This window comes from Azotobacter tropicalis, assembly GCF_059739045.1.
In genome coordinates this window covers 580,996-605,305 of sequence record NZ_AP046059.1, presented here as the reverse complement: position 1 = coordinate 605,305, position 24,310 = coordinate 580,996, and the positions used below count along the sequence as shown (strand labels likewise).

The window sequence follows — 24,310 nt, the reverse complement described above, 5'->3', positions numbered from 1 at the left end:
CTCAGTGCCGCGGTTGCTGTTCTTCCTGCGGCGCCCAGTTCAGGCGGCGCACGGGGCAGTTCGGCGTGCCGGAGCGGCCGGCGCAGCTCGAGACCACCGTCTGCAGGGGTTCGCGCTTGCTGTTGCTCCACACCCAGGGCGCCACTATGTCCTTCTGCGGCTGGCCCCAGAGTCCGCGGCGCGCCCGCTTGGCCTCGGTCTCGTCGGGCAGCAGGTGGGCCGGCGGGCTGGCATGGTCGTGGGCTACCCAGACTGCGCCGCGCCGGACCAGTTCGCGATTGATGTCCTGCCCCTCGATGAACATCTGCGCGATGCTGCGCCCGCTCAGATCGCGGGCCTGCACCTGCAGGGTGGCGCGCTTGCCGAGGGCCAGGGCGGAGAGCGTCTGCCTGGCCTTGTCGCTGTAGGGCTGGTCGGCGTTCGGGGCGTCGATACCGGCCAGACGGACGCGGATCTGCCAGTCGTCGGAGGTAAGCAGGCTGAGGGTGTCGCCATCGATGACCTCGATCACCTGGCCGGCGATCTCCTCGGCGAGGGCCTGGCCGCTGCCCAGCAGCAGCAACATGGAGAGCAGGCTGCCTTTGACGGCTGTCTGGTGTGTAGAGGGGGTGCGATGGGTCATTGTTCGCCTCCTTGCGGGGGCATCGCTCCCCCGTGCAGTGAATGCTCTTGTTCTCAAGCCGCTCGGCTGAAATCATTGAACCTGGTCACATACCGGGCAAAATGCTAGCTAATGGCTTCAGTGATGGCAATCATTATCTTCACAAGGGACAACCTGCATAACCAAGCACAAGCAATCCCTGAAATTTTCAATTGCTGTTCGAATGACAGCATGATTCTTGTGCTTTTACCGGAACGCTTCGGCACATTGGTTCGCCGCTATGGCGTGGGGGAGAGATGAATATGCAGGGTCGGTTGTTCTATCTGATGGGCCCCTCGGGAGCCGGCAAGGACTCCCTGCTGCTCCGCGCCCGCGAACGGCTCGGCGCCTGCTCCTGCCTGATCGCCTCGCGCTACATCACCCGGCCGCCCGAGCTGCAGGGGGAAAACCACCTGTGGCTGAGCGAGGCCGAGTTCGAGCAGCGCCTGAGGCTAGGCACCTTCGCCCTGCACTGGGGTGCCAACGGCTACCGCTACGGCGTCGGCCTGGAGATCGATTGCTGGCTGGAGCGGGGGCTGGACGTGCTGGTCAACGGCTCGCGCGCCCATCTGGAGCAGGCCCGGCTGCGCTATGGCCGGCGTCTGGTGCCGCTGCTGCTGCAGGTCGACCCGGCGCTGCTGCAGCAGCGCCTGAGCGCCCGCGGCCGGGAGACGCCGCAGGAGATCGCCGCACGGGTCGAGCGCGCCCGGCGGCTGTCGGTGCAGCGGCCGGCGGACGCCATCGTCATCGACAACAGCGGAGCGTTGGAAATGGCGCTCGGACAGCTGCTGCAGGCCGTGCAGCGGCACTAGCGGCACTCTCCGTCCGGGTAGCGCGCTGCGAGCCGCTCCCCGGCAGGCCTACTACTATGAATGCGTGGCCTGTCACCCGGAGGGTTTGCCCATGAGCCAGTTCCAACACCTGTTGCTGGTCGTCACCCCGGACATGTGCCGAACGCCGGCCTTCGAGCGTGCCGTCGCCCTGGCCAGGGCCTGTGGCGCTTCCCTGCACATGGCGCTGTTCACCCATGTGGAAACCCTGGCGGCGGTCGGTCGGTTCAACCCGGAGGGGATGAAACAGGCCGTGGACAACTATCTGGCCGGACATCGCGAATGGCTGGAGGAGGAGGCCTCGATCCTGCGCAACCAGGGCCTGCAAGTGACCACCGAAGTGGTCTGGACCAAGCGTCCAGCCGAGGAAGTCATCACCCATGTGCGGGAAATGCCGGTGGACCTGGTGATCAAGGACGTGCGTCCGGAGTCGGCGGTGATGCGCGCCTTCGTCACCCCGCTGGACTGGCAACTGCTGCGTCGCTGCCCGGTGCCGCTGCATCTGGTGACCGATGCGCACAATCCGCTGCCGCACAAGGTGGCGGCGGCGGTCGATCCCTTCGTGCACACCGACGGGGCCAGCGAGTTCAACGACCGGATCATCCGCGCGGCCGGCGACCTGGCCCTGCAATGCAGCGCCGAGCTGCACCTGCTGCATGCCTGCAACGCCATGGGCGGCCAGCCGTTTGGCAGCGCCACGCTCAACCTGCCCTGGCTCGGCACGCTGGGAGCGAAAATGAAGAGCACGGCCCAGGAGTCTTTCCGCCTGCTCGCCGACCGCCACGGGGTGCCGGAGCGGCAGCGGCATTTCCTGCTGGGGCCGCCGGTGCCGACCTTGACCGATTACGCCATCCGCAGCGAAATCGATGTGGTGGTGCTGGGCAGCAGCCTGCGCAAGTCTCTCGAATACGAGATTCTCGGCAGCACCAGCGAGGCGCTGCTTTACCGGCTGCCCTGCAGCGTGCTGGTGGTTCACCCGGAAGGGGTCTGCGAACCCGAATACCACCGGAGGTGAGGCATGGCCAAGACCCGTATTCTGTTTCGCAATGCGGCACGCGAGAAGGTCCTGCAAGGGGCGACCCAGTTGGCCGACGCGGTGCGCGTGACTCTGGGACCGAAGTCCAAGTCGGTGCTGATCCAGCGCCAATGGGGTTCGCCGACGGTCTGCAACGACGGGGTGACCATCGCCAAGCAACTGGATCTGGAGGACGCCGAGGAGAACCTCGGTGCGGCCATGCTGCGCCAGGCCGCCGAGCGCACCGGCGAGGCGGTCGGCGACGGCACCAGCACCTCCACGGTGCTGGCCCAGGCGATCTTCGCCGACGGCGTGCGCAACGTGGTCGCCGGCGCCAGCGGCATCGACCTGAAGCGCGGCCTCGACCGCGGCCTGCAGGTGACCGTCGCCTCCCTGCAGGCGCAGTCGCGGCCGGTGGTGGCGCGCAAGGAAAAGGCGCAGGTCGCCAGCATCTCCGCGCACAACGACGAGCAGATCGGCGAACTGGTGGCCGAGGCCATGGAGAAGGTCGGCGGCGAGGGCGTGATCACGGTGGAAGAGTCGAAGACCACCGAGACCATCCTCGAGGTGGTCGAGGGCATGCAGTTCGAGCGCGGCTACGTGTCGCCGTACTTCGTCACCGACCCCGAGAAGATGCAGGCGGTGCTGGAGGATGCCTTCGTGCTGCTCTGCGAACAGAAGGTCAGCCTGCTGCAGGACCTCATTCCCCTGCTGGAGGAGGTTGCCAAGGCCGGTCGGCCGCTCCTGTTCATCGCCGAGGACATCGAGGGCGAAGCCCTGGCCACGCTGATCCTCAACCACATCCGCGGCGTGCTGCATGCGGTGGCGATCAAGGCGCCGGGGTTCGGCGACCGGCGCAAGGACATGCTGGAGGACATCGCCATCCTGACCGGCGGCGAGGTGATCAGCCGCGATCTGGGACGCAGCCTGGCGGACACCACCCTGGCCCAGCTCGGCCGCGTCCAGCGGGTGGTGATCGACAAGGAAAGCACCACCCTGATCGGCGGCGCCGGCGACTCGGCGGCGCTCGAGGCACGAATGAAGCAGATCCGCGCCCTGATCGACAAGACCGGCAGCGACTACGACCGCGAGAAGCTGCAGGAGCGCCTGGCCAAGCTGGCCGGCGGCGTGGCGGTGATCCGCGCCGGAGCGCCGACCGAGGCGGAGATGAAGGCCCGCAAGGATGCCCTGGACGATGCGATTTCCGCGACCAAGGCGGCGATCGCCGAAGGCATGGTGCCCGGCGGCGGTCTGGCGCTGCTGCGCGCGGTGCCGGCGCTGCTCGCGGAGGAGGCGCAGGCCGAGGGCGACGAGCGCACCGGCCTGCAGATCCTGCGTCGCGCCCTGGAAATGCCGGTACGGACCATCGCCGAGAACTCCGCGGTGGACGACGGCGTGGTGGTCGCCCGACTGCTCGCCGAGGAGGGCAACGTCGGTTTCGACGCGGCACAGAACCGCTATGTCGACATGTTCGAGGCCGGCATCATCGACCCGACCAAGGTGGTGCGGGTGGCTCTGGAGAATGCGGTGTCGGTCGCCAGCATCCTGCTGCTGACCGAGGCGACCATGACCGAGCTGCCCGAACCCAAGCCCGAGGAGCCGCGCCTGCCGGAGTGAGGGGCCGCCGTATGGGGGCGGCGATCCGCAGCGAGGCAGGCATCGCCGGCCCGGAGGGGAGGGAAGTGGTTCAGGGAGAGAAGGGCCGAAGCCTCGGACTCTTTGGCTGGGGCGCCCCCGATGAGGGTGGCCGGGTTGCGGCCTGCTCATCTTCGCGCCCCAGAGACCTGGGTTATGCGGACTGCTTGGCGATCGTGGGCCAGTCCTTCAGTGGTGGGTGGTCTGCCCCGTGGCGTCCTGCTGGTTCTGCTGGGAAGCCGCTTCCCCGCGCTTGATCTCGATGGACTTCTCCGGTTGCTGCGCTTCCGGCCGTTTCGGCAGGGTGATGGTCAGCACGCCTCTGTCGAAGCTGGCTTCGATCTTGTCGGCATCGACACTGTCCGGCAGGGCGAAACTGCGCTGGAAGGAGCCGTAGCTGCGCTCGGAGAGGTAACGGCCCTTGCCGCTCTCTTCACGCTCGCTCTTCTTCTCGCCCTTGAGCATCAGGTTACCGTTACACAGCTTGAGCTCGATGTTCTGCTCGTCCATGCCGGGCAGTTCAGCCGTGATGAGAATGGCCTGCTCCTGATCGACGATGTCCACCGCAGGCATGTTCATGCCGCCGGCGGCGCCCCGGCCGAAGGGTTCCATCATGTTGCCGAAGTTGAAGGCGTTGCGCCCCATCATCGATCCGAACGGCGAGAAGCGATCGAAATCCTCGAAAAGATGGTCGATCTGCCGGCGCAGGTTGCTCAGCGGGCGCCAGGGGTCGTTACCGGACTCGGAGAGGGACGTGGGTTGCTGGGGCTGCTGTTCCCGGCTGACGGGAACGTTTTGATCTGCTTGAGCCATGACTGTTTCCTCCACAGGGGTGATGGAAAGAAGTGCGAGCGCAAAACAGTCAAGCACATGCCCGGCCGAATTCTATGTCCGGCCCCGGGCAGGCGACGAAATACCGGACAGTGCGCTGCACGGAAAGGATAGTATTCCCTCGCCATACCCGCCGCTTGTTTCAGGGTAATGGCACCCCCGCCTGTCATGTGCATCCTATGCAGAGGATCGAATCATCATGGTCAGCCTGGTTCCGCGGCCCATGCAGTTGCTCGAGTTCCACGACGAAGGCGAGGGGGCCAGGCGCTTCAGCTTCGCTCTCCAGTCGCCGCGTCCCGGCGATCAGGCGGTCATGCCCGGGCAGTTTTTCATGTTGACGGTGCCGGGCGTGGGCGAGGCGCCCTTCACCTATGTCCGTCCGCCGGACTGGCAGGGACGCTTCTCGGCGCTGATCCGCAAGGAGGGCATGGTGAGTTCCGCCCTGTTCGGGCTGGAGCCGGGCACACGGTTGGGCTATCGCGGTGCCTTCGGCATTGGCTGGCCCGAACTGTCGGGCATCCGGCGGGTACTGGTGGTCGCCGGCGGCAGCGGCCTGGCGGCGCTGGCCGGGATGGTCGAGGCGTTGATCCGCGGAGGCCGTCAGGACGCCTTGACCCTGGTCTACGGTGCGCGCAGTCCCGGCCATCAGGTGTTGGCCGCGGAGCGCGCGCAGTGGCGAAGCCATTTGGAGCTTATCGAGATTCTCGAGCGGCGCGAGGACGGGCGCGTCGGCTGCAGTCCGCTGGAGCCGTTGCGGGCCCTGCTCGCCAGCCAGCCTCCGGAGGCCGTGCTCTGCTGCGGACCGGAGCCGATGATGCAGGGGGTCGCCGAACTCTGCCTGGCGCACGGGGTGCCGCCGACGGGCGTCTGGCTGTCGGTCGAGCGGCGTCTGGAGTGTGGCATGGGGCGCTGCGGCCGTTGTCATGTCGGGCGCAGCTCGAGCTGTCAGGAAGGACCGGTCTATCGCTACGACCGCTATCTCGACCTGCTCGCCGAGGAGCAGGATGCGCGCCGGCCCTGCTGAGCTGGCGCGGCCGTCCAGTATTCAGTTGCGTTCCCAGCGGACCCGCAGCGCCGTCCGGTCGTCGCTGTAGGTGTAGTCGACATGGCCCTTGAAGGCCGCCTCCAGCGCGTGCCCCAGGCGATTCGCCAGGTGTATGCCGGTGGTCGTCACCACCAGCCCTTCGGGTTCGTCGCCGATGCCCATCAGCCGCTCGAGGGGATGTTCGCGCTTTTCCAGCGCTTCGGTGTTATGCAGCAGATTGCAGATCTCGTCGGTGTGTTCCTTGACGAAGCGGCCGGACAGGGTCAGGTTGCCGGCCGGGGCTTTGTCGGCGATGCGCCGGCAGGCCGGGCAAACGCAGCGCTCGGCATGCTCGGCGTCGTCCAGTGCCTGCCAGGACCAGCGTCCCGCCTGGTAGGAAACCCCGCACTCCGGACAGAGCGCATTGCCGTGGGCATGCCAGTGGCGGAGATAGGGATCGTGGACTTCAGGCTGGTACAGTTGATCATGTCGCGTGTCCATGACAGCACCTCGCTGCATCGGGAGTTCGGCTATCCGTCGCGATTTCCGCCTGCCCATCCATGACGCGGATTTCTTGGTCCAGACTCAAAGCATAGAAGTGCAGCGGAGCCGCGCAAATGAACCTGAACATTCCCTTTCCCGACCGGGTGTATGCCGGCCGGGCCCTGGCTGAGCGGCTGGCGAAGGAAGGCCGCTGGGAAAATGGCCTGGTGCTGGCCCTGCCGCGCGGAGGCGTGCCGGTGGCCTACGAGGTGGCCAGCCGCCTGGGGCTGGAGCTGGACATCCTGGTGGTACGCAAGCTCGGCCTGCCGGGTCATCAGGAGCTGGCGATGGGCGCTATTGCCAGCGGTGGCGTGCGAGTGATGAACGAAGACATCGTCCACTACGCCCATGTGCCGCCGGCTACCGTCGACGTCGTCGCCGAGCGGGAGCTCCAGGAGCTGCAGCGCCGCGAGCGCGCCTATCGCGGGGAGCGGCCGCTGCCATCGGTGCGCGAGCGGCCGGTGATCCTGATTGACGACGGTCTGGCGACCGGTGCCACCATGCGTGCCGCCATCGAGGCGGTGAAGCTCCTCGGGGCGATGCAGGTGATCGTTGCCGTGCCGGTCGGTGCGCCGGAAACGGTTGCCCAGCTACTCCGGCAGGCAGATCGGGTAATCTGCCTGTATACGCCGCAGGAACTCGGCGCGATCGGCTACTGGTATCGCGATTTCAGCCAGACTTCCGACCGTGAAGTACAGGAGTTGCTGCGACAGGCATGGTCAGACCAAAAGAACGATGGAGAAAGACAAGCATGAAGAGTCCTGTTGTGCCGCATCCGATGCGTTTCCCCCTGGGCAAGGTCAGGCTGCATGGCGACCTGATTGCCCCGGAGGAGGCGCAGGGGCTTGTGGTGTTCGTACATGGCAGCGGCAGCAGCCGGCATAGCCCGCGCAACCGCAGCGTCGCGCGCTTTTTCAACGGACTGGGGATGGCTACCCTGCTGTTCGACCTGCTCACGGAGGAGGAGCAGCCCATCGACGAGGTGACCCGCCAGTTCCGTTTCGATATTCCGCTGCTCGGCGAGCGGCTGAGCGGGGTGGTCGACCAGTTGCGCGCCAACGCCGAGTTGCGCGACCTGAAGATCGGCCTGTTCGGCGCCAGCACCGGCGCTGCTGCCGCGTTGATCGCCGCGGCGGCGCGGCCGGCCGACGTCGCCGCCGTGGTTTCCCGTGGCGGGCGCGTCGACCTGGCGGCCGATGTGCTGGACAAGGTGCACGCGCCCGCGCTGTTCATCGTCGGCGAACTGGACCACGAAGTTCTCGCCCTGAACCGGAAGGCCGCCGAGCGGCTGCAGTGCCAGCATGCGCTGGAGGTGGTGCCGGGCGCGACCCATCTGTTCGAGGAGCCGGGCACCCTGGAGGAGGTGGAGCGGCTGGCCGGCCAGTGGTTCCTCCAGCACCTGGCGGATTGAAACGCCCGGCACACCTCAGCAGCGGCGGCGCAGATCGATGCGAAACTCCGTCTCATAGGGCGGGACGTGGCAATCGATGATATCTCCCGGCGCGATCTGTAAACGAACCCCGCAGATATCGGCATGCACCGGCTGGCTGCTCGCGCAGCGGTCGACCAGCACCGCCGTACGTATCTCGTCGGCTCCCAGCCGGCTCAGGTAGGCGCAGCTGCGTAGCAGCGAGTGCCCGCCATAGAGCACGTCGTCGACCAGCAGCAGTGGGGTGCCGGCCAGCTCCAGGCCGGCGAGGGCCGGGTTTTCCTCCAGCAGGGTAGTGGGGTGCAGCAGGGTCAGGTCGTCCGCATAGCGTTTGACCCGTAAGGGGATGACCGGTAGCTCGGCCAGTCCGAGCAAGGGGCGCAGCCGCTCGCCGAGCATCCGGGCGAGCGGTTCGCCGCGCCGCAGCAGACCTACCACGCGCAGCGGGCGTCCCGGCTGGAACAGCTGTGCGGCCTGTTGCGCCATGCGTTGCAGCACCTGTTCCAGTTCGACGCCAGTGTAGATGCACAGCTGCCGCTCGACGCCGCTCATTACCATCCCCGCACTTATTGCCAGCTCCCTGAAACCATAGCCGATCGGCTTCGGGCAGCCATGTTGGGGCAGCGTATACCGCTGCAAGCGGCCAAGAAAATAGCCTCCAAGCCGCACGGGTCACGTGGGGTATTTCTCGAGAATTTTACTGAAATCGGAAATCAATGGTCTGTGAAAACTTCACCCAATTAATCTCAAACACACTCTCATCTAAAAACTGTAATCAACAGAAAAGCGGCTAAAGCGGATCGGCGAGCTTCGCCAGGGAAGCGGTTTGGTGCTCAGGAAGCGACTGAACGGCCAATCCGCCGAAGGACAGGGTGGGGTCGATGTAGCGCATGGCCGATTTCACGTCCTTCCAGCCGACATAGCCCATCAGGCTCTTGAGGTCCCAGCCATTGGCTGCAGCCCAAGTCGCGAAGCCGCGGCGCAGCGAGTGGCTGCTGTACGACTCGGCGGGCACCCCGGCACGTTCGAGGATCTGCCGCAGCAGGGCGATCAGGCTGTTGGGGTTGAGGCCTTCCGCGCCGAGGTTGCCCCAGCGGTCGAGCCGGCGGAACACCGGCCCCTGGGTCAGGCCGGCCAGCTCGATCCACTTCAGATAGGCCTGTACCGGACACAGCCGTTTCAGCGCCGGGGCGCGGTAGGTAGTGCCGAGAAAGTCGCGGTCGCCCTTGCTGCGCGGTAGGTGGATCTCCATGCCCACGCCGGCCACCGCCTGGATGCGCTCGACCTCCAGACGGCACAGCTCGTCGCTGCGAAAGCCGCGCCAGAAACCGATCAGCAGTAACGCCGCATCCCGTCGGCAGCGCAGCAGGGCGGCGTTGTCGTTCCGGGTGACAGTCTCGTCGGCCTCGGCATCGAGCCAGCCGATGGCCTGTTGCAGATGCTGCAGCGGCAACGGCGCGGCCTGCTTTTCCCGCGCCGGATGCAGGGCGCGGATGCCCTTGAGCACCTGGCGCACCACCGGTGCCTTGGTCGGATCAGGAAAGCCCTGGGTGATGTGCCACTGGGCCAGGGCGGCGAGGCGCAGCTTCAGCGTGTTGAGCGACAGCTTGTCGGCATGAGCGACCAGATAGCGCGCCACGCTGTCGCTGGTCGCCGGCAGAAATCCCCCCCAGCTCACCTCGAAGTGCTCGATGGCCGTCTGGTAGCTGCGCCGGGTGTTTTCCCGGGTGCCGGCCTGCAGGTAACGCTCGATCTCGCTCATCGTCCGTCTCCAGTACGAAAAGCGCCATTCTCGCAGCTGCCTGCGTGGCTGTCAGCGGATAATCCTTCATTATCAAATCTTAGAGATTGCAATTTTGATCGCTTATTTGGATGAAAATTAGTATGTAATTACGTAATATGTAAAACAGTACGAAATAAGCCGGAGAGCAGACTCCCATGGCACGCGGCGGCATCAACAAGGCACTGGTCATGCAGGCGCGGCAGGCGCTGCTGGCCCGCGGTGAACATCCCAGCATCGATGCGGTACGCGTCGAGCTGGGCAATACCGGTTCGAAGACCACCATTCACCGCTATCTGAAGGAACTGGAAGAAAGCGAAGCCGGGCAGGCGAAGACGGCCGTTGGCCTGAGCGACGAGCTGGCCGCCCTGATCGCGCCGCTGGCCGCGCGTCTGCAGGGCGAGGCCGAGGAAACCGCCACGCGGATGCGCCAGCAGTGCGACGCCGAACGGGCGGATTTCGAGGCGCGCCTGGCTGAGGCCCAGGAGCGGATCGACCAGTTGCAGGCACAGGTCGATAGTCTTTCAGGCCAGTTGCAGGCCGAGACGGAACGTCACCAGCACAGCCGCCAGCAGCTGCAGCTGGCCGAGGTGGAACAGGCACGCCTGCGCCAGGCCAATCAGGATCAAGCCGCGCACCTGAAGGATCGCGACGAGCAGGTGCGCTCGCTGGAGGAAAAGCATCGCCACAGCCGCGAGGCGCTGGAGCACTACCGCCAGGCCAGCAAGGAACAGCGCGAGCAGGAGCAGCGTCGCCACGAAGCCCAACTGCAACAGGTGCAGATGGAGCTGCGCCAGCTGCAGCAGACCCTGATTCTCAAGCAGGACGAGGTGACCCAGCTGAACCGCGCCAACGAGCGCCTGGCCAGCGAGAACGCCTACAGGACGCAGGAGCTGGTCGAGCAGCGCGACCGGCTGGAACGGCAGACGGGCGAGCTGGCCGCGCTACAGGGCCAGCTGGTCCAGTCCCATGCCGCCAAAGAGGTTCTGCAGGAGCGCCTGGGTCTGCTGCAGTCGGATGCGGGCGAGCTGAAGGCCACTCTCGATACGCAGCGCCAGGAGGCGCAGGCGCTGCACATCGGCCTGGCGGCGGCCAACACGGAGCTGCAGTTGCTGCGCCAGGCCGTGGCGAGCCTGCAGGAGAGGGCGCCCGAGCCAGAGGCGGCGCTGGAGCGGCAGGAGGAGTCCTGAGCGCAGCGCTCAGCACATCCTTTCCGTGGCTGCGTCGAAGCCATGGAAACTGGCGAATTCCTCGACCGGCTGCCGCCCGGTCAGCAGGCGATTTTCCGGGGCCCGGGTGTCCTCGTGGCCCAGGGCGATGCCGCAGACTAGGAGGTCGTCCTCGCACAGCGGCAGATGCCGGCGCACGACGGCATGGAAAGGGGCGAAGGCGGCCTGGGCGCAGGTATGCAGCCCCTGGCCGCGGGCGGCGACGAGGATGTTCTGGATGAACATGCCGAGGTCCATGTAGCTGCCGGTGTTCAGGCGGCGGTCGAGGGTCACCAGCAGGCCGACCGGCGCATCGAAGAACGAGTAGTTGCGCAGCATCTGCTGCTCGCGCCGCGGCAGGTCGTGGCGGTCGATGCCTAGGACTTCGTAGAGGGCAAAGCCGTTCTGCCGGCGGCGCTCCAAGTAGGGCTCGACCCATTGGCTGGGGTAATACTCGTACTCGGGCCGATGCTGCTCCGCGGCTTCGCTCGCCGCCTGCATGATGTCCCGGCACAGCGCCTGCAGCGGTTCGCCGCAGAGCGCATGGACGCGCCAGGGCTGGATGTTGTTGCCGCTGGGCGCGCGCGAGGCCACGCTCAGGATGTGGCGGATCATCTCCTGCGGGACCTCGGTGGGCAGGAAGCGGCGCACCGAGCGGCGCGACTGGATGGCTTCATCGACATGCATGCCGGTTCTCCTTTCTGGACAGATGCTGTGGCGGGCGACTCGGTTCACCAGAACTTCAGCACGTAATTGACGATCAGGCGGTTCTCGTCGATGTCGGTGGTGCGGCTGCCGCGGTAGGCGACGTTGCGCCAGCGCAGGCTCAGGTTCCTGAGCGGGCCGCTCTGGATCACGTAGGCGATGTCGACGTCGCGTTCCCATTCGTGGGCGTCGCGCTGGCGGATCTCGAAGTCGCTGCCGCGCACGTAGCGCGCCATCAGGGTCAGGCCGGGGATGCCGAGGGCCGCGAAGTCGTAGTCGTAACGGGCCTGCCAAGAATCCTCGTCGGCGCGCAGGAAGTGGTGGTAGGTCTGGGTGTTGAAGACGAAGGGATCGGCCCCGCCGGCGATGAAGGGCTGGCCGGTATTCCCGGTCTGCCGCTGGTAGCTCGCGGCGAGGGCGTGTCCCCGGTAGCTCAGGGTGAACATGGCGCCCAGGTTGCGGTTGTCGACCGTGGTCCGGCCGTCGTCGTCGCTGTCGAAATAGCGCAGCTCGGACCTCAGCTTCAGGCTTTCGCCCAGGGGCTGGGTGTGCAGCAGGCCGAGGTAGTGCTGGCGGTAGTTGTCCTCGAGCCGGGCGTAGTAGTAGGTGCCGGTCAGCTGTGGCGATGCGGCATAGGCGATGCCGCCGAAGTCGAAGCGGTCGCTCTCCACGCCGCCTGTGGCGCCGTCGGCGAACATGCTCATGTCCTGGTAGTCGCTCGAGTCGCGCAGGCGGGTCTGGCGGAATTGCCCGGCGGTCAGGGTCAGGCCCTCGATGTCCTTCGACTGCAGCTGCGCGCCCCGGAAGGTCTGCGGCAGCAGACGGGTGTCGTTGCGGATCAATACGGGCATCAGCGGGGAATGGGTGCCGACCGTGAGCTGGGTCTGGGCGATCCGCGCCTTGCCGGTCAGGCCGAGGAAGCTGAACTCGTCCGCCGCTTCGCCGCTGCGCGGATTGCGCGCCAGGGCGCCGGTCCCGCTGGTGCCGCCCCCGGAATCCAGCTTGATGCCGAGCAGGCCGAGCGCATCGAGGCCGAAGCCGACCGGTCCGTCGCTGAAGCCGGACTCGAAGCGCAGCATGAACCCCTGTCCCCAGTCTTCCGCCTTGGCCTTGCTTTGCCCCTTGAACCGTGGCGTGTCGGGCAGGCCGGCGTCGCGGTAGTCGCGGTTCATGTAGAAGTTGCGCAGCTCCAGGCTCAGATGGCTGTCCTCGACGAAACCGCCCTGTGCGGCCAGCGGAAGCAGGCAGCCGCACAACGTCAGCAGATTCAGTCCCTTGATATGCTGAAACGGGTATTTATGCATGATGTTTACTTTTGTTCTTATTGTCAGGGTATCAAGGCATCGGCAGATGCCGGCCTTTGTCGTGGCTTATACCTGTTCATGGCCACGCTTTCAGGCTAGGTTTCACCTGTATTAATGTCAATGTGTTTACCCAATAACTCGAAAGACGAATATCAGGTGGCGGGCGGGGGAGGGTCGGGGGCGTGCGGCGGTGCCAGCGGGATGCGGGCACCGTGAGGGAGAAGTCGGGACTCAGTCCACGGTGGGTTCGGTCGTGGCCTTCGCCGGATCGATCTCGACATTGGCGAGATCGACGTTCAGCTTGTTCAGGTAGTGCAGCAGGCTCACCTGGTCGTCGAAGCCGAAGCTCGCCAGGGCCTGCCGGTAGAACTCGTCGATCTTCGGCTGCAGGCTTTCCCAGAACGCGCGACCCTGCGCGGTCATCAGCACCAGGCGCGCGCGCCCGTCCTGGGGGTGGGCGACGCGGACCACGTGATCGTTGCGCTCGAGCCGCTTGAGCACGCCGTCCAGATTCTGCCGGCTGACGATCAGGTACTCGGTCAGCTCGTTGAACGAGATGCCGTTCTCGTAGCCCGGGCGGGACAGGGCGCCCAGCACCGCCCATTGCACCGTGCTGACCCCCATTTCCTTCTGGACCTGGCGCTGCAGCACGTTGCCGGTCTGGAACAGGCGGAAGAACAGTCGGTTGGGAATGGCTCTGGCTTGGCTGTCGGTCATCGTGCGTCCACAGTGGTCACTGGCGGCGCTCGCTAGCCACAGGCATTCCCGGACAGACCGGAAGAGGGCGGTCACTTGGGGATGGACTCGCGAGCGATGATATTTTTCATGATCTGCGCCGTGCCGTCACCAATTTGCAGGCCGAGAACGTCGCGCAGGCGCTGAGCCAGCGGCAGGTCCTCGCCGTAGCCGGTGTGCCCGTGGGCCAGCAGGCACTGCTTCACCACGTCGAAGGCCAGCTTGGGGCCCCACCACTTGTTCATGGCTGCCTCGGCGTTGTGCGGCAGCTTGTTGTCCTTCAGCCACAGCGCGTAGAAGCACTGCAGGCGCGCCGCCTGGACGTAGGTCTGGTATTCGGCCAGCGGATGGGTCAGCCCCTGGAAGGCGGCCAGCGGCTGGCCGAAGGCCTGGCGCTCGGTGAGCCACTGCCAGGTCTCGTCCAGCGACTGCTGGGCGACGGCCAGGCACTGCAGGCCGATCAGCGCGCGGCTGTAGTCGAAGCCCTGCATCACCTGCCTGAAGCCCTTGCCTTCCTCGCCGAGGCGGTGGCTGGCCGGCACCGCGACGTTGTCGAAGAAGATCGAGCCGCGGCCGATGGCACGCTGGCCGGAATCCTCGAAGCGGGTGGTGGAGATGCCCGGCAGGTCCATCGGCACGAGGAAGGCGCTGATGCCGGCGGCGCGCTGCTCGGGCGTGCCGGTGCGGGCGAACACCACGGCGACGTCGGCCTGGTCGGCCATGGAAATCGAGGTTTTCTCGCCGTTGAGCAGGTAGACGTCGCCCTTGCGCTCGGCCTTCAGACGCAAGCTGGCGGCATCCGAGCCGCCGTGCGGTTCGGTCAGCGCGATGCAGACGATCTTGCGCCCGGCGGTGATCTCGCTCAGCCACTCTTTCGCCAGCTCCGGCTCGGCGTGGCTGGCGATGATCTGCCCGTTCAGCGAGGCCAGCAGCGGCAGGTAGCCGACGTTGAAGTCGCCCCTGGCGATCTCCTCAATGATGATGCCGGCGGTGACGCAGTCCAGGCCGCTGCCGCCGAATTCCTCCGGCAGCTCGCCGCCCAGGCAGCCGAGTTCGCCCAACTGGCGGATGACAGCGCGCTCGATGCGGCCTTCCTGCTCGCGCTGCCGGTAACGCGGCGCCAGCACGTCGGCGGCCAGGCGCGCCACGCTTTCACGGATGGCTTGTTGTTGTTCGGTGAATGCGAAATCCATGGTTGCCTCCGATGGCGAAGTCGCAGGAGCGGAATGAATCCGCTCCCGCACGAGGGATCACTTGTAGAACTTGCGGAACTCGGGCTTGCGCTTTTCCTTGAAGGCGGCGACGCCTTCCTTGGATTCCTCGGTGTCGTAGTACAGGCTCAGGGCCTGCATGCCGAGGCCGCCGATGCCGGCGATGTTCTCGCTGTCGGCGTTGAACGAGCGCTTGGCGATGGACAGCGCGGTGGGGCTCTTCTCGAGGATCTCCTCGCACCACTTCTGGACTTCCTCGTCGAGCTGCTCGTGCGGCACCACGGCGTTGACCAGCCCCCATTCCAGCGCCTGCTGGGCGCTGTACTTGCGGCACAGGTACCAGATCTCGCGGGCGCGCTTCTCGCCGATCACCCGGGCCAGGTAGGCGGTGCCGAAGCCCGGGTCGACCGAGCCGACCTTCGGCCCGACCTGGCCGAAGACGGCCTTTTCCGAGGCGATCGACAGGTCGCAGAGCACATGCAGCACATGACCGCCGCCGATGGCGAAGCCGTTGACCCGCGCGATCACCGGTTTCGGCACTTCGCGGATCAGGCCCTGCAATTCCTCGACCGGCAGGCCGATCAGGCCGCGGCCGTCGTACTGGCCTTCGTGGGCGCCCTGGTCGCCGCCGGTGCAGAACGCCTTGTCGCCGGCGCCGGTGAAGACGATCACGCCGATCGCCTTGTTCCAGCCGGCGCGGTTGAAGGCGTCGATCAGCTCCAGGCAGGTCTGGCCGCGGAAGGCGTTGTAGCGCTCCGGACGGTTGATGGTGATGGTGGCGACGCCGTTGCGCTCTTCGTAGAGGATGTCTTCGTAGTTCATGGATTCGATCTCCTTAATCAACCGGCCATGGTCAGGCCGCCGGACACGCTGATGACCTGTCCGGTAATGAAGTTGGCATCGTCGCTGGCGAGCAGGGCGATGATCCCCGGATAGTCCTCCGGCTGGCCGATGCGCCGCATGGGCACGGCGTTCCGGAAGGCTTCCAGGAGTTTTTCCGGGTTGCTCGAGGTGTCGGCCACGCTTTTCAGCAGCGCGGTGTCGGTCGGGCCGGGGCAGACCACGTTGAAGGTGACGTTCTTGGTCGCCATTTCGCGGGCCAAGGTCTTGGACAGGCCGACCAGACCGGCCTTGCAGGCGGCGTACACGGCCTCGCCGGAGGAGCCGACGCGGGCTGCATCGGAGGCGACGTTGATCACCTTGCCGCCGCCGGCCTCGAGCATCTTCGGCAGGACCACGTGGTGCATGTTCAGCGCGCCGGTCAGGTTGACGGCGATCAGCTGCTCCCACATCGCCGGCTCGGTCTTGAGGAAGGGCATGAAGCGGTCGTAGCCGGCGTTGTTGACCAGCACGGTGGGCATCCCCAGCTCCTGCTCGATGGCCGCCACGGTGGCGACGATGGCCGCGTAGTCGGTGATGTCGGCGGCGTAGGCGCGGGCCTTGCCGCCGGCTTCGGCGATCAGCCAGACGGTGGTTTGCGCGGCATCGGCGTCGCGGTCGAGCACCGCGACCAGGGCGCCTTCCTCGGCGAAGCGCCGGCAGACCGCGCGGCCGATGCCGCCGCCGCCGCCGGTGACGATTACTGTTTTTCCAGCCAGACCTTTCATGGTGTGTTCTCTCTTTTTATTGATGGAATGGGGGTAACCGCCTGGGGTCAGGCGTGAAGCTTCTGGTCGTCGAGGAACAGGCCCTTGGCCATTTCCCGCAGCCTGAATTTCTGGATCTTCCCGGAGGGGGTGCGCGGCAGTTCGTCCATGACCTCCAGGTATTCCGGCAGGTACTGGCGCGTCAGTTGCTGCTCCAGCAGATAGTCGGTCACGTCCTTCAAGGTCAGGGTTTGCGCCTTGCCGTCGTGCAGGGTGACGTAGGCGCACAGGCGCTCGCCGAGACGCGGGTCGGGCGCGCCCACGAGGGCGACGCTACGGATCGCCGGGTGCTTGTAGAGCAGGTTCTCGATGTCGGCGACCGGGATGTTCTCGCCGCCGCGGATGACGATGTCCTTGCTGCGCCCGGTGATGCGGATGTAGCCGTCGACGCTCATCCGCGCGATGTCGCCGCTGGGGAACCAGCCCTCGGCGTCCACGCTGTACAGCTCCGGCTCGCCGAGGTAGCCGACGAACAGGCTGGAGCCGCGCACCAGCAGGTCGCCCTCTTGGTTGGCCGGCAGTTCCCGACCGTCCTCGCCGACCACCTTGACCTCCATCCAGGGCAGGGCCAGGCCGTCGCTAACCACCGCCATGTGCGGCGGGTCCTCCGGCCGGGTGCTGGTGACCGCGCCGTTCTCGGTCATGCCCCAGGCCGAGACGATGCGCGTGTCGAGCAGGCCGGCGGCCTTTTCCACCAGCGCGCCGGGAATCGGCGCGCCGGCCGAGATGAAGGTCCTCAGCGAGGACAGCTGCTCCCGGTAGTCGGTCGCGGCCTCCACCAGATCGGCGAGGAAGGGCGTGGAGCCAAGGGTCAGGCCGGGGCGCTCCTGGGCGATGACGTGCACCGCGAACAGGGGGTTCCAGACGTCCTGCAGGATGACGCCGGCGCCCAGGTAGACCGGCGTCATCAGCCCGTAGAGAAAGCCGAGCTGGTGGGCCAGCGGCGAGGGCATCAGGATGCGGTCGTCCTCGCTCAGCCCGTGCCGTTCGCAGAACGGGCGGATGTGGCTGAGCAGGGTGTTGCAGGTGTGCATGACGCCCTTGGGCTTGCCGGTGGTGCCCGAGGTGTAGATCACCTGGACCACGTCGTCGGGGGACGGACGGCGCTCGGCGAACAGGCGGGCGGTGTCGCATTCGGCTTCCCAGGCGCGCTCCAGCAGCACCCGCTCGAACGACTGCTCGCCGTCGCCCTCGACCACCAGCACATGGGCCAGGTCCGGCAGCTCGCTGCGCAGGCCCTCGATCATCTGTCGGTGGTCGAAGTTGCGAAAGCTCTGCGGAATGACCAGCACCCGGCTGCGCGCATGCGCCAGCATGAAGCGCAGCTCGTGCTCGCGGAAGATCGGCATCAGCGGATTGATCACCGCGCCGATGCGCACGCAGGCCAGGAACAGGGCGTTCATCTGCCACCAGTTGGGCAACTGGCAGGACACCACATCGCCCGGCTCGACCCCCAGCGCGGCCAGCCCGGCGGCCATGCGCGCGACATGCCGGTCCAGCTCGGCGTAGCTCAGGACGCGGCGGTCACCGACTGGGACCCGATAGCCCACCAGGGCCGTCCGATCCGGCGCGGATGCCACGACCCTGTCCAGGTAGTCTGTAATGATCATGTCATTCCAGGCACCGCACGCATACATCTCCGCACGCCGTCCCTCGTGCATGTTCGTCGCTACTTTCATGCCTTCCTCCCTCTACGGGTTTTATTGTTCTGGCGGGCACTGCATCGGCTTCCCTGATGGAGGCTGAAGATAGGAGTTGAAGAATTTTATGTCAACATGTTGTCTTTTATTTTCGGGCGACCTAAGCTCGGTTCCAGGACGGCAAGCACCCCCGCTTCGAGAGGCTTGCCCAGGCAGGAAGGAGGGAGTCATGGAGTTCGAGAACATCCGCGTGGAGGTGCAGGGTGCGGTCGGGCTGATCCGCCTGAACCGCCCGCAGGTACATAACGCCCTGAACGGCGCGCTGATGGAAGAGCTGGGAGAGGCGCTGCGCCGCTTCGAGCGCGACGCGGCGATCCGGGCGACGGTCGTCACCGGCAACGACAAGGCCTTCGCCGCCGGCGCCGACATCGTCGAGCTGCAGGCCAAGAGCTTCTCCGACGTCTACCTGGAGGACTTCGTGACCGCCGGCTGGGAGGAGGTCACCCGCTGCCGCAAGCCGGTGATCGCCGCGGTCGCCGGGCTGGCGCTGGGCGGCGGCTGCGAACTGGCGATGATGTGCGACTTCATCGTCGCCGCCGACAACGCCCGCTTCGGCCAGCAGGAAGTCAAGGTCGGCACGCTGCCCGGCGCCGGCGGTACCCAGCGGCTGACCCGCGCCATCGGCAAGGCCAAGGCCATGGATATGTGCCTGACCGGGCGCAGCCTGGATGCCGAGGAGGCCCTGCGCTACGGGCTGGTCAGCCGGGTGGTGCCGCTCGAGCGCCTGCTCGACGAGGCGCTGAGCGCCGCGGCGCAGATCGCCGGCCATTCGGCGATGGCGGTGCGCCTCAACAAGGAAGCGGTCAACCGCGCCCACGAAACCACCCTGGCTGAGGGCGTGCGCTTCGAGCGCCGGCTGCTGCATGCCAGCTTCGCCACCGAGGATCGCCGGGAGGGCATGCAGGCGTTCGCGGAAAAGCGCTCGCCGCAGTGGACGCACCGCTGATCCGCACACTCGCTTCGACAAGAACAACAAAGCAGGCGACGACGCCTGCAGGAGCTACCCCATGTCATCTCCCGTGCACTTCGCCCGGCGGGGCGCCATCGCCCTGATCGCGGTCGACAACCCTCCCGTCAATGCCCTCGGCCAGGCCGTCCGCGCCGGCCTGCTGGAATCCTTCCGCCGCGCCGAGGCCGATCCAGACGTCCGGGCCGTGGTCCTGGCCTGCAGCGGCCGGACCTTCATCGCCGGCGCCGACATCAAGGAGTTCGGCCAGCCGCCCCAAGCGCCGCGCCTGCCGGAGGTGGTCGAGGCGATCGAGGCCGGCAGCAAGCTCAGCGTGGCGGCGCTCCACGGCTCGGCCCTGGGCGGCGGCCTGGAGGTCGTCATGGCCTGTCATTACCGCATCGCCCGCTGCGATGCCGCGCTCGGTCTGCCGGAGGTCAGGCTCGGCCTGCTGCCCGGCGCCGGGGGAACCCAGCGTCTGCCGCGCCTGGTCGGCGTGGCCCGGGCGCTGCGCATGATCCTGAGCGGCACGCCGATCGCCGCCGCCGAGGCCGAGGCCTGCGGGCTGGTCGACGAGCTGTTCGAGGGCGAGCCGCAGGCCGCCGGACTGGCCTTCGCCGAACGCCTGCTGGCCGACCGCTGCGGACCGCGGCGTACCGGCGAGCGCAACGGAAAGCTGCTGGCGGGCGACTGCGCCGCGCTGTTCGCCGCCAGGCGCCGCGAGGTGGAAGAAACCCAGCCCGGGCTGTTCTCGCCGCCGCGCGCCATCGCTGCCGTCGAGGCGGCGACCCTGCTGCCGCTGGCCGAGGGGCTCAAACGCGAGCGCGTGCTGTTCGAGGAATGCCTGCGCTCGCCGCAGCGCGAGGCGCTGGTGGCGGCCTTCTTCGCCGAACGCCAGGCGCGCCGCGAGCAGGCCGCCGGCTGAGCCGCATGCCATCTCCCCACCGATCACCCGAGGAATCCCCATGGACATCAACTACAGCGCCGAGGAGCTCGCCTTCCGCGACCAGGTGCGCGCCTTCCTGCGCGCCGAGCTGCCGGCCGACATCGCCGAGCGCGTGCGTCTCGGCAAGCACCTGGGCAAGGAGGATCACCTGCGCTGGCAGCGCCTCCTCAACGCCCGCGGCTGGTATGCCGCCAACTGGCCGGTGGAGTTCGGCGGCACCGGCTGGAGCGTGGTGCAGAAGCACATCTTCGAGGAGGAGTGCGCCGCCTTCGGCACGCCCAGGCCGATCTCCTTCGGCGTCAACATGGTCGCGCCGGTGATCATCCGGTTCGGCACCCCGGAGCAGAAGGCCCGTTACCTGCCGCGCATCCTCGACGGCCGCGACTGGTGGTGCCAGGGCTACTCCGAGCCGGGCGCCGGCTCCGACCTGGCCTCACTGAAGACCCGCGCAGTGCGCGAGGGCGATCACTACATCGTCAACGGCCAGAAGACCTGGACCACCCTCGGCCAGCACGCCAACCGGATCTTCTGTCTGGTGCGCACCGACCCCGAGGCTCGCCAGCAGCAGGGCATCTCCTTCCTGCTGATCGACATGGACAGCCCCGGCATCGCCGTGCGGCCGATCGTCACCCTGGACGGCGAGCACGAGGTCAACGAGGTGTTCTTCGACAACGTGCGGGTGCCGGTGGCCGACCGGGTCGGCGAGGAGAACCAGGGCTGGACCTGCGCCAAGTACCTGCTGACCCACGAGCGCACCGGCCAGGCCGGCATCGGCCCGTCCAAGGCCGCGCTGGCCCACCTCAAGCGGGTCGCCGCCCGCGAAGGGCTGCTCGACGAGCCGCTGCTGCGCGCGCAGATCGCCGAAGTGGAAATGCAGCTGCTGGCCATCGAGGTCAGCACCCTGCGCATCCTCGCCGCGGCCCAGGCCGGCGGCGTGCCCGGCGCGGAAAGCTCGATCCTCAAGATCAAGGGCTCGGAGATCCGCCAGGCGATCAGCCACCTGTTGCGCAAGGTGGTCGGCGCCTACGCGCTGCCGTTCCTCGAGGACGAACTGAGCCCGGCCTTCGCCGGCGAGCCGCTGCACGCCGACTACAGCGCCGGACCGGCCAGCCAGTACTTCAACCTGCGCAAGCTGTCGATCTACGGCGGCTCCAATGAAATCCAGAAGAACATCGTCGCCAAGGCGATCCTGGATCTGTAGAGGAGAACACCCCATGGATTTCCGATTGAGCGAAGAGCAGCAGATGCTGCAGGACACCGTCGCCCGCCTGGTGCGCGAGCACTACGGCTTCGAGCAGCGCGAGCACTTCTACCGCAGCGAGGCGGGTTTCAGCCGCGCGTTCTGGCAGCAATTGGGCGAGCTGGGCCTCACCGGGGTGCCCTTCGCCGAAGCCCACGGCGGTTTCGGCGGCAGCGGCGTGGACAACCTGCTGATCATGACCGAGCTGGGCCGCGGCCTGTGCCTGGAGCCCTATCTGCAGTCGCAGATCCACGCCGGCGGCCTGCTGCAGCAACTGGGCAGCGCCGAACAGCGCGAGCGCCTGCTGCCGGTGGTGATCGCCGGCGAGCTGCAGCTGGCGGTCGCCCTGGAGGAGCCGCAGAGCCGCTACCGGCTGCACGACGTGCAGACCTGCGCGGTGCGGGTCGAGGGCGGCTGGGAGCTGAGCGGACGCAAGGCGGTGGTGATCGGCGGACACAGCGCCGGGCTGCTGCTGGTTTCCGCGCGCACCCACGGCGAAGGGCGGGACGAGCAGGGGATTTCCCTGTTCCTGGTCGATGCCCGCGCCAGCGGCCTGAGCCGCCGGGTCTATCCGACCATCGACGGGCCGAAGGCCTGCGAGCTGTTTCTCGACCGGGTGCCGGTCGGCGCCGGCGACCTGCTCGGCGAGCCGGGCCAGGCGCTGGCGGCGCTGCGCTACCAGCAGGGCCGGGCCATTGCCGCCCAGTGTGCCGAAGCCGTCGGCAGCATGCAGGAGGCCTGCCGGCTGACCCTCGACTACCTGAAGACGCGCCAGCAGTTCGGCACGCCGATCGGCAAGTTCCAGGCACTGCAGCACCGCATGGTCGACATGCGCACCGAACTCGAACTGGCCAGCTCCATGGCCATCCTCGCCGCCTGCGTGGCGGACGAGGCCGACGGCGAGGAGCGCGAGCGGCGCCTTTCCGCCGCCAAGTTCGTCGTCACCCGCGCCGCGCGCTTCGTCGCCGAACAGGCGATCCAGCTGCACGGCGGCATCGGCATGACCTGGGAATACAGCCTGGCCCACCACGCCAAGCGCCTGGTCATGCTCGGCCACCAGCTGGGCGACGACGACCATCACCTGGCGGCCTACGCCCGGCTGCTGAAGACCGCCTGAATTCCACCCCGACGACCCGAGGACAACAAGATGAAGATACTGGTCACGGTAAAGCGCGTGGTCGACTACAACGTCAAGGTACGGGTGAAACCCGACCAGAGCGGCATCGACCTGGCCAACGTCAAGATGGCCATGAACCCCTTCTGCGAGATCGCCGTGGAAGAAGCGGTGCGCCTGAAGGAGAAGGGCATCGCCAGCGAGATCGTGGCGGTCTCGGTCGGTCCCGCTGCCGCCCAGGAGCAGCTGCGCACCGCCCTGGCCCTCGGCGCCGACCGCGCGATCCTGATCGAGACCGACGAGGAACTGGGTTCCCTGGCGGTGGCCAAGCTGCTCAAGGCGGTGGTCGACAAGGAACAGCCGCAGCTGATCATCACCGGCAAGCAGGCCATCGACAGCGACAACAACCAGACCGGGCAGATGCTCGCCGCGTTGACCGGCTACGCCCAGGGCACCTTCGCCTCCAAGGTCGAACTTGCCGGCGACAAGGCCATGGTCACCCGCGAGATCGACGGCGGCCTGCAGACCCTGGAGCTGAGCCTGCCGGCCATCGTCACCACCGACCTGCGCCTCAACGAGCCGCGCTACGCCTCCTTGCCGAACATCATGAAGGCCAAGAAGAAGCCGCTGGAGACGCTCAAGCCGGCGGATCTGGGCGTGTCGGTCGCCTCGACCCTCAAGGTGCTCAAGGTCGAGGCGCCGGCCGAGCGGCAGGCCGGCATCAAGGTGGGCTCGGTGGCCGAGCTGGTGGAAAAACTGAAGAACGAAGCGAAGGTGATCTGATGGCTACTCTCGTCATTGCCGAACACGACAACGCCACCCTGGGGGCTGTCACCCTGAACACCGTCGCCGCGGCCCAGGCCATCGGCGGGGACATCCACCTGCTGGTGGCCGGCAGCGGTTGCAGTGCCGTCGCCGAGGCCGCCGCCAAGATCGCCGGGGTGAGAAAGGTGCTGCTGGCCGACCAGCCGGCCTACGCCCATCAGTTGCCGGAAAACCTTGCCCCGCTGGTCGCCGAACTCGGCCGCGACTACGGGCACGTGCTGGCCGCCGCCACCAGCGCCGGCAAGAACCTGCTGCCGCGGGTCGCCGCGCTGCTCGACGTCGAGCAGATCTCCGAGATCGTCAGGGTTCTCGCGCCGGACACCTTCCAGCGGCCGATCTACGCCGGCAACGCCATCGCCACCGTACAGTCCAGCGCCGCGGTGAAGGTGATCACGGTTCGCACCACCGGCTTCGACGCCGTGGCGGGCGAGGGCGGCAGCGCCTCCATCGAGGCGGTGGGCGACGGCAGCGACGCCGGCCTCTCGCGCTTCGTCGGCGAGGAAATCGCCAAGTCCGAACGTCCCGAGCTGACCGGCGCGAAGATCGTCGTCTCCGGCGGGCGCGGCATGCAGAGCGGCGACAACTTCCAGCTGCTCTACCGGGTCGCCGACAAGCTCGGCGCGGCGGTGGGCGCCTCGCGGGCAGCGGTGGACGCCGGCTTCGTCGCCAACGACATGCAGGTCGGGCAGACCGGCAAGATCGTCGCGCCGGAGCTGTACATCGCCGTGGGCATCTCCGGCGCCATCCAGCATCTGGCCGGGATGAAGGACTCGAAGGTGATCGTCGCGATCAACAAGGACGAGGAGGCGCCGATCTTCCAGGTGGCCGACTACGGCCTGGTGGGCGATCTGTTCGAAATCGTGCCCGAGCTGGAGCGCCAACTCTGAGGCCATGACCAAGACCTCTGTAGGAGCGAACTCATTCGCGACCGGGGGAGGCAGGAGGCTTCAGGTGTTGCCTCGGTCGCGGATGAATCCGCTCCTACAGAGAGCGGTGCGGTTCG

The 24,310-nt window shown here is 67.1% G+C and carries 24 protein-coding genes and 1 pseudogene; 13 read left to right on the top strand and 12 right to left on the bottom strand.

Translation table 11 applies throughout. The annotated features are described in order from the left end of the window. Window position 1 precedes the first annotated feature (1 nt). On the bottom strand, window positions 2–622 hold the full coding sequence (locus tag Atro_RS02750) for a thermonuclease family protein (protein WP_497926331.1): 621 nt from the start codon (window positions 620–622) through the stop codon (window positions 2–4). Window positions 623–903: 281 nt separating this feature from the next. Between Atro_RS02750 and phnN the strand changes: the two genes are divergently transcribed. From phnN to groL, 3 genes are all read left to right on the top strand, one after another. Continuing rightward, the gene (gene phnN, locus Atro_RS02745) at window positions 904–1,452 is read left to right on the top strand and encodes a ribose 1,5-bisphosphokinase (RefSeq protein ID WP_497926330.1); all 549 of its coding nucleotides are present in this window, start codon (window positions 904–906) and stop codon (window positions 1,450–1,452) included. A gap of 91 nt (window positions 1,453–1,543) precedes the next feature. After that, window positions 1,544–2,485, top strand: coding sequence for a universal stress protein (locus tag Atro_RS02740; protein ID WP_497926329.1), 942 nt, complete (start codon window positions 1,544–1,546; stop codon window positions 2,483–2,485). 3 nt (window positions 2,486–2,488) lie between these two features. Continuing rightward, window positions 2,489–4,102: a chaperonin GroEL gene (gene groL, locus Atro_RS02735; RefSeq protein ID WP_497926328.1), complete on the top strand. Its 1,614-nt coding sequence runs from the start codon at window positions 2,489–2,491 to the stop codon at window positions 4,100–4,102. Window positions 4,103–4,309: 207 nt separating this feature from the next. On the opposite strand, the gene Atro_RS02730 is transcribed toward groL, so the two are convergent. Beyond that, window positions 4,310–4,933, bottom strand: a complete 624-nt coding sequence (locus tag Atro_RS02730; RefSeq protein ID WP_497926327.1) for an Hsp20/alpha crystallin family protein — start codon at window positions 4,931–4,933, stop codon at window positions 4,310–4,312. A gap of 217 nt (window positions 4,934–5,150) precedes the next feature. Between Atro_RS02730 and Atro_RS02725 the strand changes: the two genes are divergently transcribed. Continuing rightward, on the top strand, window positions 5,151–5,975 hold the full coding sequence (locus Atro_RS02725; RefSeq protein WP_497926326.1) for an FAD/NAD(P)-binding protein: 825 nt from the start codon (window positions 5,151–5,153) through the stop codon (window positions 5,973–5,975). 21 nt (window positions 5,976–5,996) lie between these two features. Here Atro_RS02725 and Atro_RS02720 read toward each other — a convergent pair whose 3' ends face one another. Continuing rightward, window positions 5,997–6,476, bottom strand: a complete 480-nt coding sequence (locus tag Atro_RS02720) for a BCAM0308 family protein (RefSeq protein ID WP_497926325.1) — start codon at window positions 6,474–6,476, stop codon at window positions 5,997–5,999. A gap of 116 nt (window positions 6,477–6,592) precedes the next feature. Here Atro_RS02720 and Atro_RS02715 point away from each other — a divergent pair, with 116 nt between their 5' ends. Together Atro_RS02715 and Atro_RS02710 are read left to right on the top strand one after the other, a co-directional pair. After that, the gene (locus tag Atro_RS02715) at window positions 6,593–7,273 is read left to right on the top strand and encodes a phosphoribosyltransferase (RefSeq protein ID WP_497926324.1); all 681 of its coding nucleotides are present in this window, start codon (window positions 6,593–6,595) and stop codon (window positions 7,271–7,273) included. A gap of 23 nt (window positions 7,274–7,296) precedes the next feature. Beyond that, window positions 7,297–7,929, top strand: coding sequence for a dienelactone hydrolase family protein (locus Atro_RS02710; protein ID WP_497927741.1), 633 nt, complete (start codon window positions 7,297–7,299; stop codon window positions 7,927–7,929). 15 nt (window positions 7,930–7,944) lie between these two features. Here Atro_RS02710 and Atro_RS02705 read toward each other — a convergent pair whose 3' ends face one another. Both Atro_RS02705 and Atro_RS02700 read right to left on the bottom strand, forming a co-directional pair. Further along, complete coding sequence (locus tag Atro_RS02705; protein ID WP_497926323.1) at window positions 7,945–8,505, bottom strand: phosphoribosyltransferase family protein; 561 nt, start codon at window positions 8,503–8,505, stop codon at window positions 7,945–7,947. A 232-nt stretch (window positions 8,506–8,737) separates the two neighbouring features. Further along, on the bottom strand, window positions 8,738–9,709 hold the full coding sequence (locus tag Atro_RS02700; protein ID WP_497926322.1) for a site-specific integrase: 972 nt from the start codon (window positions 9,707–9,709) through the stop codon (window positions 8,738–8,740). A 176-nt stretch (window positions 9,710–9,885) separates the two neighbouring features. Here Atro_RS02700 and Atro_RS02695 point away from each other — a divergent pair, with 176 nt between their 5' ends. Beyond that, window positions 9,886–10,917, top strand: coding sequence for a DNA-binding protein (locus Atro_RS02695; RefSeq protein WP_497926321.1), 1,032 nt, complete (start codon window positions 9,886–9,888; stop codon window positions 10,915–10,917). Window positions 10,918–10,926: 9 nt separating this feature from the next. On the opposite strand, the gene Atro_RS02690 is transcribed toward Atro_RS02695, so the two are convergent. The 7 genes from Atro_RS02690 to Atro_RS02660 all read right to left on the bottom strand — a co-directional run bounded on the left by Atro_RS02690 (window position 10,927) and on the right by Atro_RS02660 (window position 18,215). After that, the gene (locus Atro_RS02690; RefSeq protein WP_497926320.1) at window positions 10,927–11,622 is read right to left on the bottom strand and encodes a nitroreductase; all 696 of its coding nucleotides are present in this window, start codon (window positions 11,620–11,622) and stop codon (window positions 10,927–10,929) included. 44 nt (window positions 11,623–11,666) lie between these two features. Then, window positions 11,667–12,944 (bottom strand): OprD family porin, encoded by a 1,278-nt coding sequence (locus tag Atro_RS02685; protein ID WP_497926319.1) that lies wholly within the window; start codon window positions 12,942–12,944, stop codon window positions 11,667–11,669. A gap of 231 nt (window positions 12,945–13,175) precedes the next feature. Further along, window positions 13,176–13,661, bottom strand: a complete 486-nt coding sequence (locus tag Atro_RS02680) for a MarR family winged helix-turn-helix transcriptional regulator (protein WP_497926318.1) — start codon at window positions 13,659–13,661, stop codon at window positions 13,176–13,178. A gap of 71 nt (window positions 13,662–13,732) precedes the next feature. Further along, window positions 13,733–14,872: a cyclohexanecarboxyl-CoA dehydrogenase gene (aliB, locus tag Atro_RS02675; protein ID WP_497926317.1), complete on the bottom strand. Its 1,140-nt coding sequence runs from the start codon at window positions 14,870–14,872 to the stop codon at window positions 13,733–13,735. A 57-nt stretch (window positions 14,873–14,929) separates the two neighbouring features. After that, on the bottom strand, window positions 14,930–15,712 hold the full coding sequence (badI, locus tag Atro_RS02670) for a 2-ketocyclohexanecarboxyl-CoA hydrolase (protein ID WP_497926316.1): 783 nt from the start codon (window positions 15,710–15,712) through the stop codon (window positions 14,930–14,932). Between the two features lie 17 nt (window positions 15,713–15,729). Continuing rightward, entirely contained in the window at window positions 15,730–16,497 is a 768-nt protein-coding gene (locus tag Atro_RS02665) for an SDR family NAD(P)-dependent oxidoreductase (RefSeq protein WP_497926315.1), read from the bottom strand. A gap of 47 nt (window positions 16,498–16,544) precedes the next feature. Continuing rightward, window positions 16,545–18,215, bottom strand: a complete 1,671-nt coding sequence (locus Atro_RS02660) for an AMP-binding protein (RefSeq protein WP_497926314.1) — start codon at window positions 18,213–18,215, stop codon at window positions 16,545–16,547. 190 nt (window positions 18,216–18,405) lie between these two features. On the opposite strand from Atro_RS02660, the gene Atro_RS02655 reads away from it, so the two are divergent. The 6 genes and pseudogenes from Atro_RS02655 to Atro_RS02630 all read left to right on the top strand — a co-directional run bounded on the left by Atro_RS02655 (window position 18,406) and on the right by Atro_RS02630 (window position 24,194). Beyond that, window positions 18,406–19,182: an enoyl-CoA hydratase gene (locus Atro_RS02655; RefSeq protein ID WP_497926313.1), complete on the top strand. Its 777-nt coding sequence runs from the start codon at window positions 18,406–18,408 to the stop codon at window positions 19,180–19,182. Window positions 19,183–19,243: 61 nt separating this feature from the next. After that, window positions 19,244–20,083 (top strand): annotated as a pseudogene (locus Atro_RS02650) (enoyl-CoA hydratase/isomerase family protein); the annotation flags it as partial. 64 nt (window positions 20,084–20,147) lie between these two features. Beyond that, a complete protein-coding gene (locus Atro_RS02645) occupies window positions 20,148–21,329 on the top strand; it encodes an acyl-CoA dehydrogenase family protein (RefSeq protein ID WP_497926312.1) in 1,182 nt (393 codons plus the stop codon). A gap of 13 nt (window positions 21,330–21,342) precedes the next feature. Beyond that, the gene (locus Atro_RS02640; RefSeq protein ID WP_497926311.1) at window positions 21,343–22,485 is read left to right on the top strand and encodes an acyl-CoA dehydrogenase family protein; all 1,143 of its coding nucleotides are present in this window, start codon (window positions 21,343–21,345) and stop codon (window positions 22,483–22,485) included. Window positions 22,486–22,515: 30 nt separating this feature from the next. Next, on the top strand, window positions 22,516–23,265 hold the full coding sequence (locus tag Atro_RS02635; RefSeq protein WP_497926310.1) for an electron transfer flavoprotein subunit beta/FixA family protein: 750 nt from the start codon (window positions 22,516–22,518) through the stop codon (window positions 23,263–23,265). Continuing rightward, window positions 23,265–24,194, top strand: a complete 930-nt coding sequence (locus tag Atro_RS02630; RefSeq protein ID WP_497926309.1) for an electron transfer flavoprotein subunit alpha/FixB family protein — start codon at window positions 23,265–23,267, stop codon at window positions 24,192–24,194. Before Atro_RS02635 ends, Atro_RS02630 begins: the two co-directional genes overlap by 1 nt. Window positions 24,195–24,310: the final 116 nt, after the last annotated feature.

Coding starts and splice junctions, on each gene's coding strand:
- Atro_RS02635 (WP_497926310.1), top strand. CDS start 22,516: ATGAAGATACTGGTCACGGTAAAGCGCGTGGTCGACTACAACGTCAAG.
- Atro_RS02750 (WP_497926331.1), bottom strand. CDS start 622: ATGACCCATCGCACCCCCTCTACACACCAGACAGCCGTCAAAGGCAGC.
- Atro_RS02705 (WP_497926323.1), bottom strand. CDS start 8,505: ATGGTAATGAGCGGCGTCGAGCGGCAGCTGTGCATCTACACTGGCGTC.
- Atro_RS02725 (WP_497926326.1), top strand. CDS start 5,151: ATGGTCAGCCTGGTTCCGCGGCCCATGCAGTTGCTCGAGTTCCACGAC.
- Atro_RS02730 (WP_497926327.1), bottom strand. CDS start 4,933: ATGGCTCAAGCAGATCAAAACGTTCCCGTCAGCCGGGAACAGCAGCCC.
- Atro_RS02640 (WP_497926311.1), top strand. CDS start 21,343: ATGGATTTCCGATTGAGCGAAGAGCAGCAGATGCTGCAGGACACCGTC.
- Atro_RS02665 (WP_497926315.1), bottom strand. CDS start 16,497: ATGAAAGGTCTGGCTGGAAAAACAGTAATCGTCACCGGCGGCGGCGGC.
- Atro_RS02710 (WP_497927741.1), top strand. CDS start 7,297: ATGCGTTTCCCCCTGGGCAAGGTCAGGCTGCATGGCGACCTGATTGCC.
- Atro_RS02690 (WP_497926320.1), bottom strand. CDS start 11,622: ATGCATGTCGATGAAGCCATCCAGTCGCGCCGCTCGGTGCGCCGCTTC.
- Atro_RS02715 (WP_497926324.1), top strand. CDS start 6,593: ATGAACCTGAACATTCCCTTTCCCGACCGGGTGTATGCCGGCCGGGCC.
- Atro_RS02720 (WP_497926325.1), bottom strand. CDS start 6,476: ATGGACACGCGACATGATCAACTGTACCAGCCTGAAGTCCACGATCCC.
- phnN (WP_497926330.1), top strand. CDS start 904: ATGCAGGGTCGGTTGTTCTATCTGATGGGCCCCTCGGGAGCCGGCAAG.
- Atro_RS02685 (WP_497926319.1), bottom strand. CDS start 12,944: ATGCATAAATACCCGTTTCAGCATATCAAGGGACTGAATCTGCTGACG.
- aliB (WP_497926317.1), bottom strand. CDS start 14,872: ATGGATTTCGCATTCACCGAACAACAACAAGCCATCCGTGAAAGCGTG.
- Atro_RS02695 (WP_497926321.1), top strand. CDS start 9,886: ATGGCACGCGGCGGCATCAACAAGGCACTGGTCATGCAGGCGCGGCAG.
- Atro_RS02630 (WP_497926309.1), top strand. CDS start 23,265: ATGGCTACTCTCGTCATTGCCGAACACGACAACGCCACCCTGGGGGCT.
- Atro_RS02660 (WP_497926314.1), bottom strand. CDS start 18,215: ATGAAAGTAGCGACGAACATGCACGAGGGACGGCGTGCGGAGATGTAT.
- groL (WP_497926328.1), top strand. CDS start 2,489: ATGGCCAAGACCCGTATTCTGTTTCGCAATGCGGCACGCGAGAAGGTC.
- Atro_RS02645 (WP_497926312.1), top strand. CDS start 20,148: ATGGACATCAACTACAGCGCCGAGGAGCTCGCCTTCCGCGACCAGGTG.
- Atro_RS02680 (WP_497926318.1), bottom strand. CDS start 13,661: ATGACCGACAGCCAAGCCAGAGCCATTCCCAACCGACTGTTCTTCCGC.
- badI (WP_497926316.1), bottom strand. CDS start 15,712: ATGAACTACGAAGACATCCTCTACGAAGAGCGCAACGGCGTCGCCACC.
- Atro_RS02740 (WP_497926329.1), top strand. CDS start 1,544: ATGAGCCAGTTCCAACACCTGTTGCTGGTCGTCACCCCGGACATGTGC.
- Atro_RS02700 (WP_497926322.1), bottom strand. CDS start 9,709: ATGAGCGAGATCGAGCGTTACCTGCAGGCCGGCACCCGGGAAAACACC.
- Atro_RS02655 (WP_497926313.1), top strand. CDS start 18,406: ATGGAGTTCGAGAACATCCGCGTGGAGGTGCAGGGTGCGGTCGGGCTG.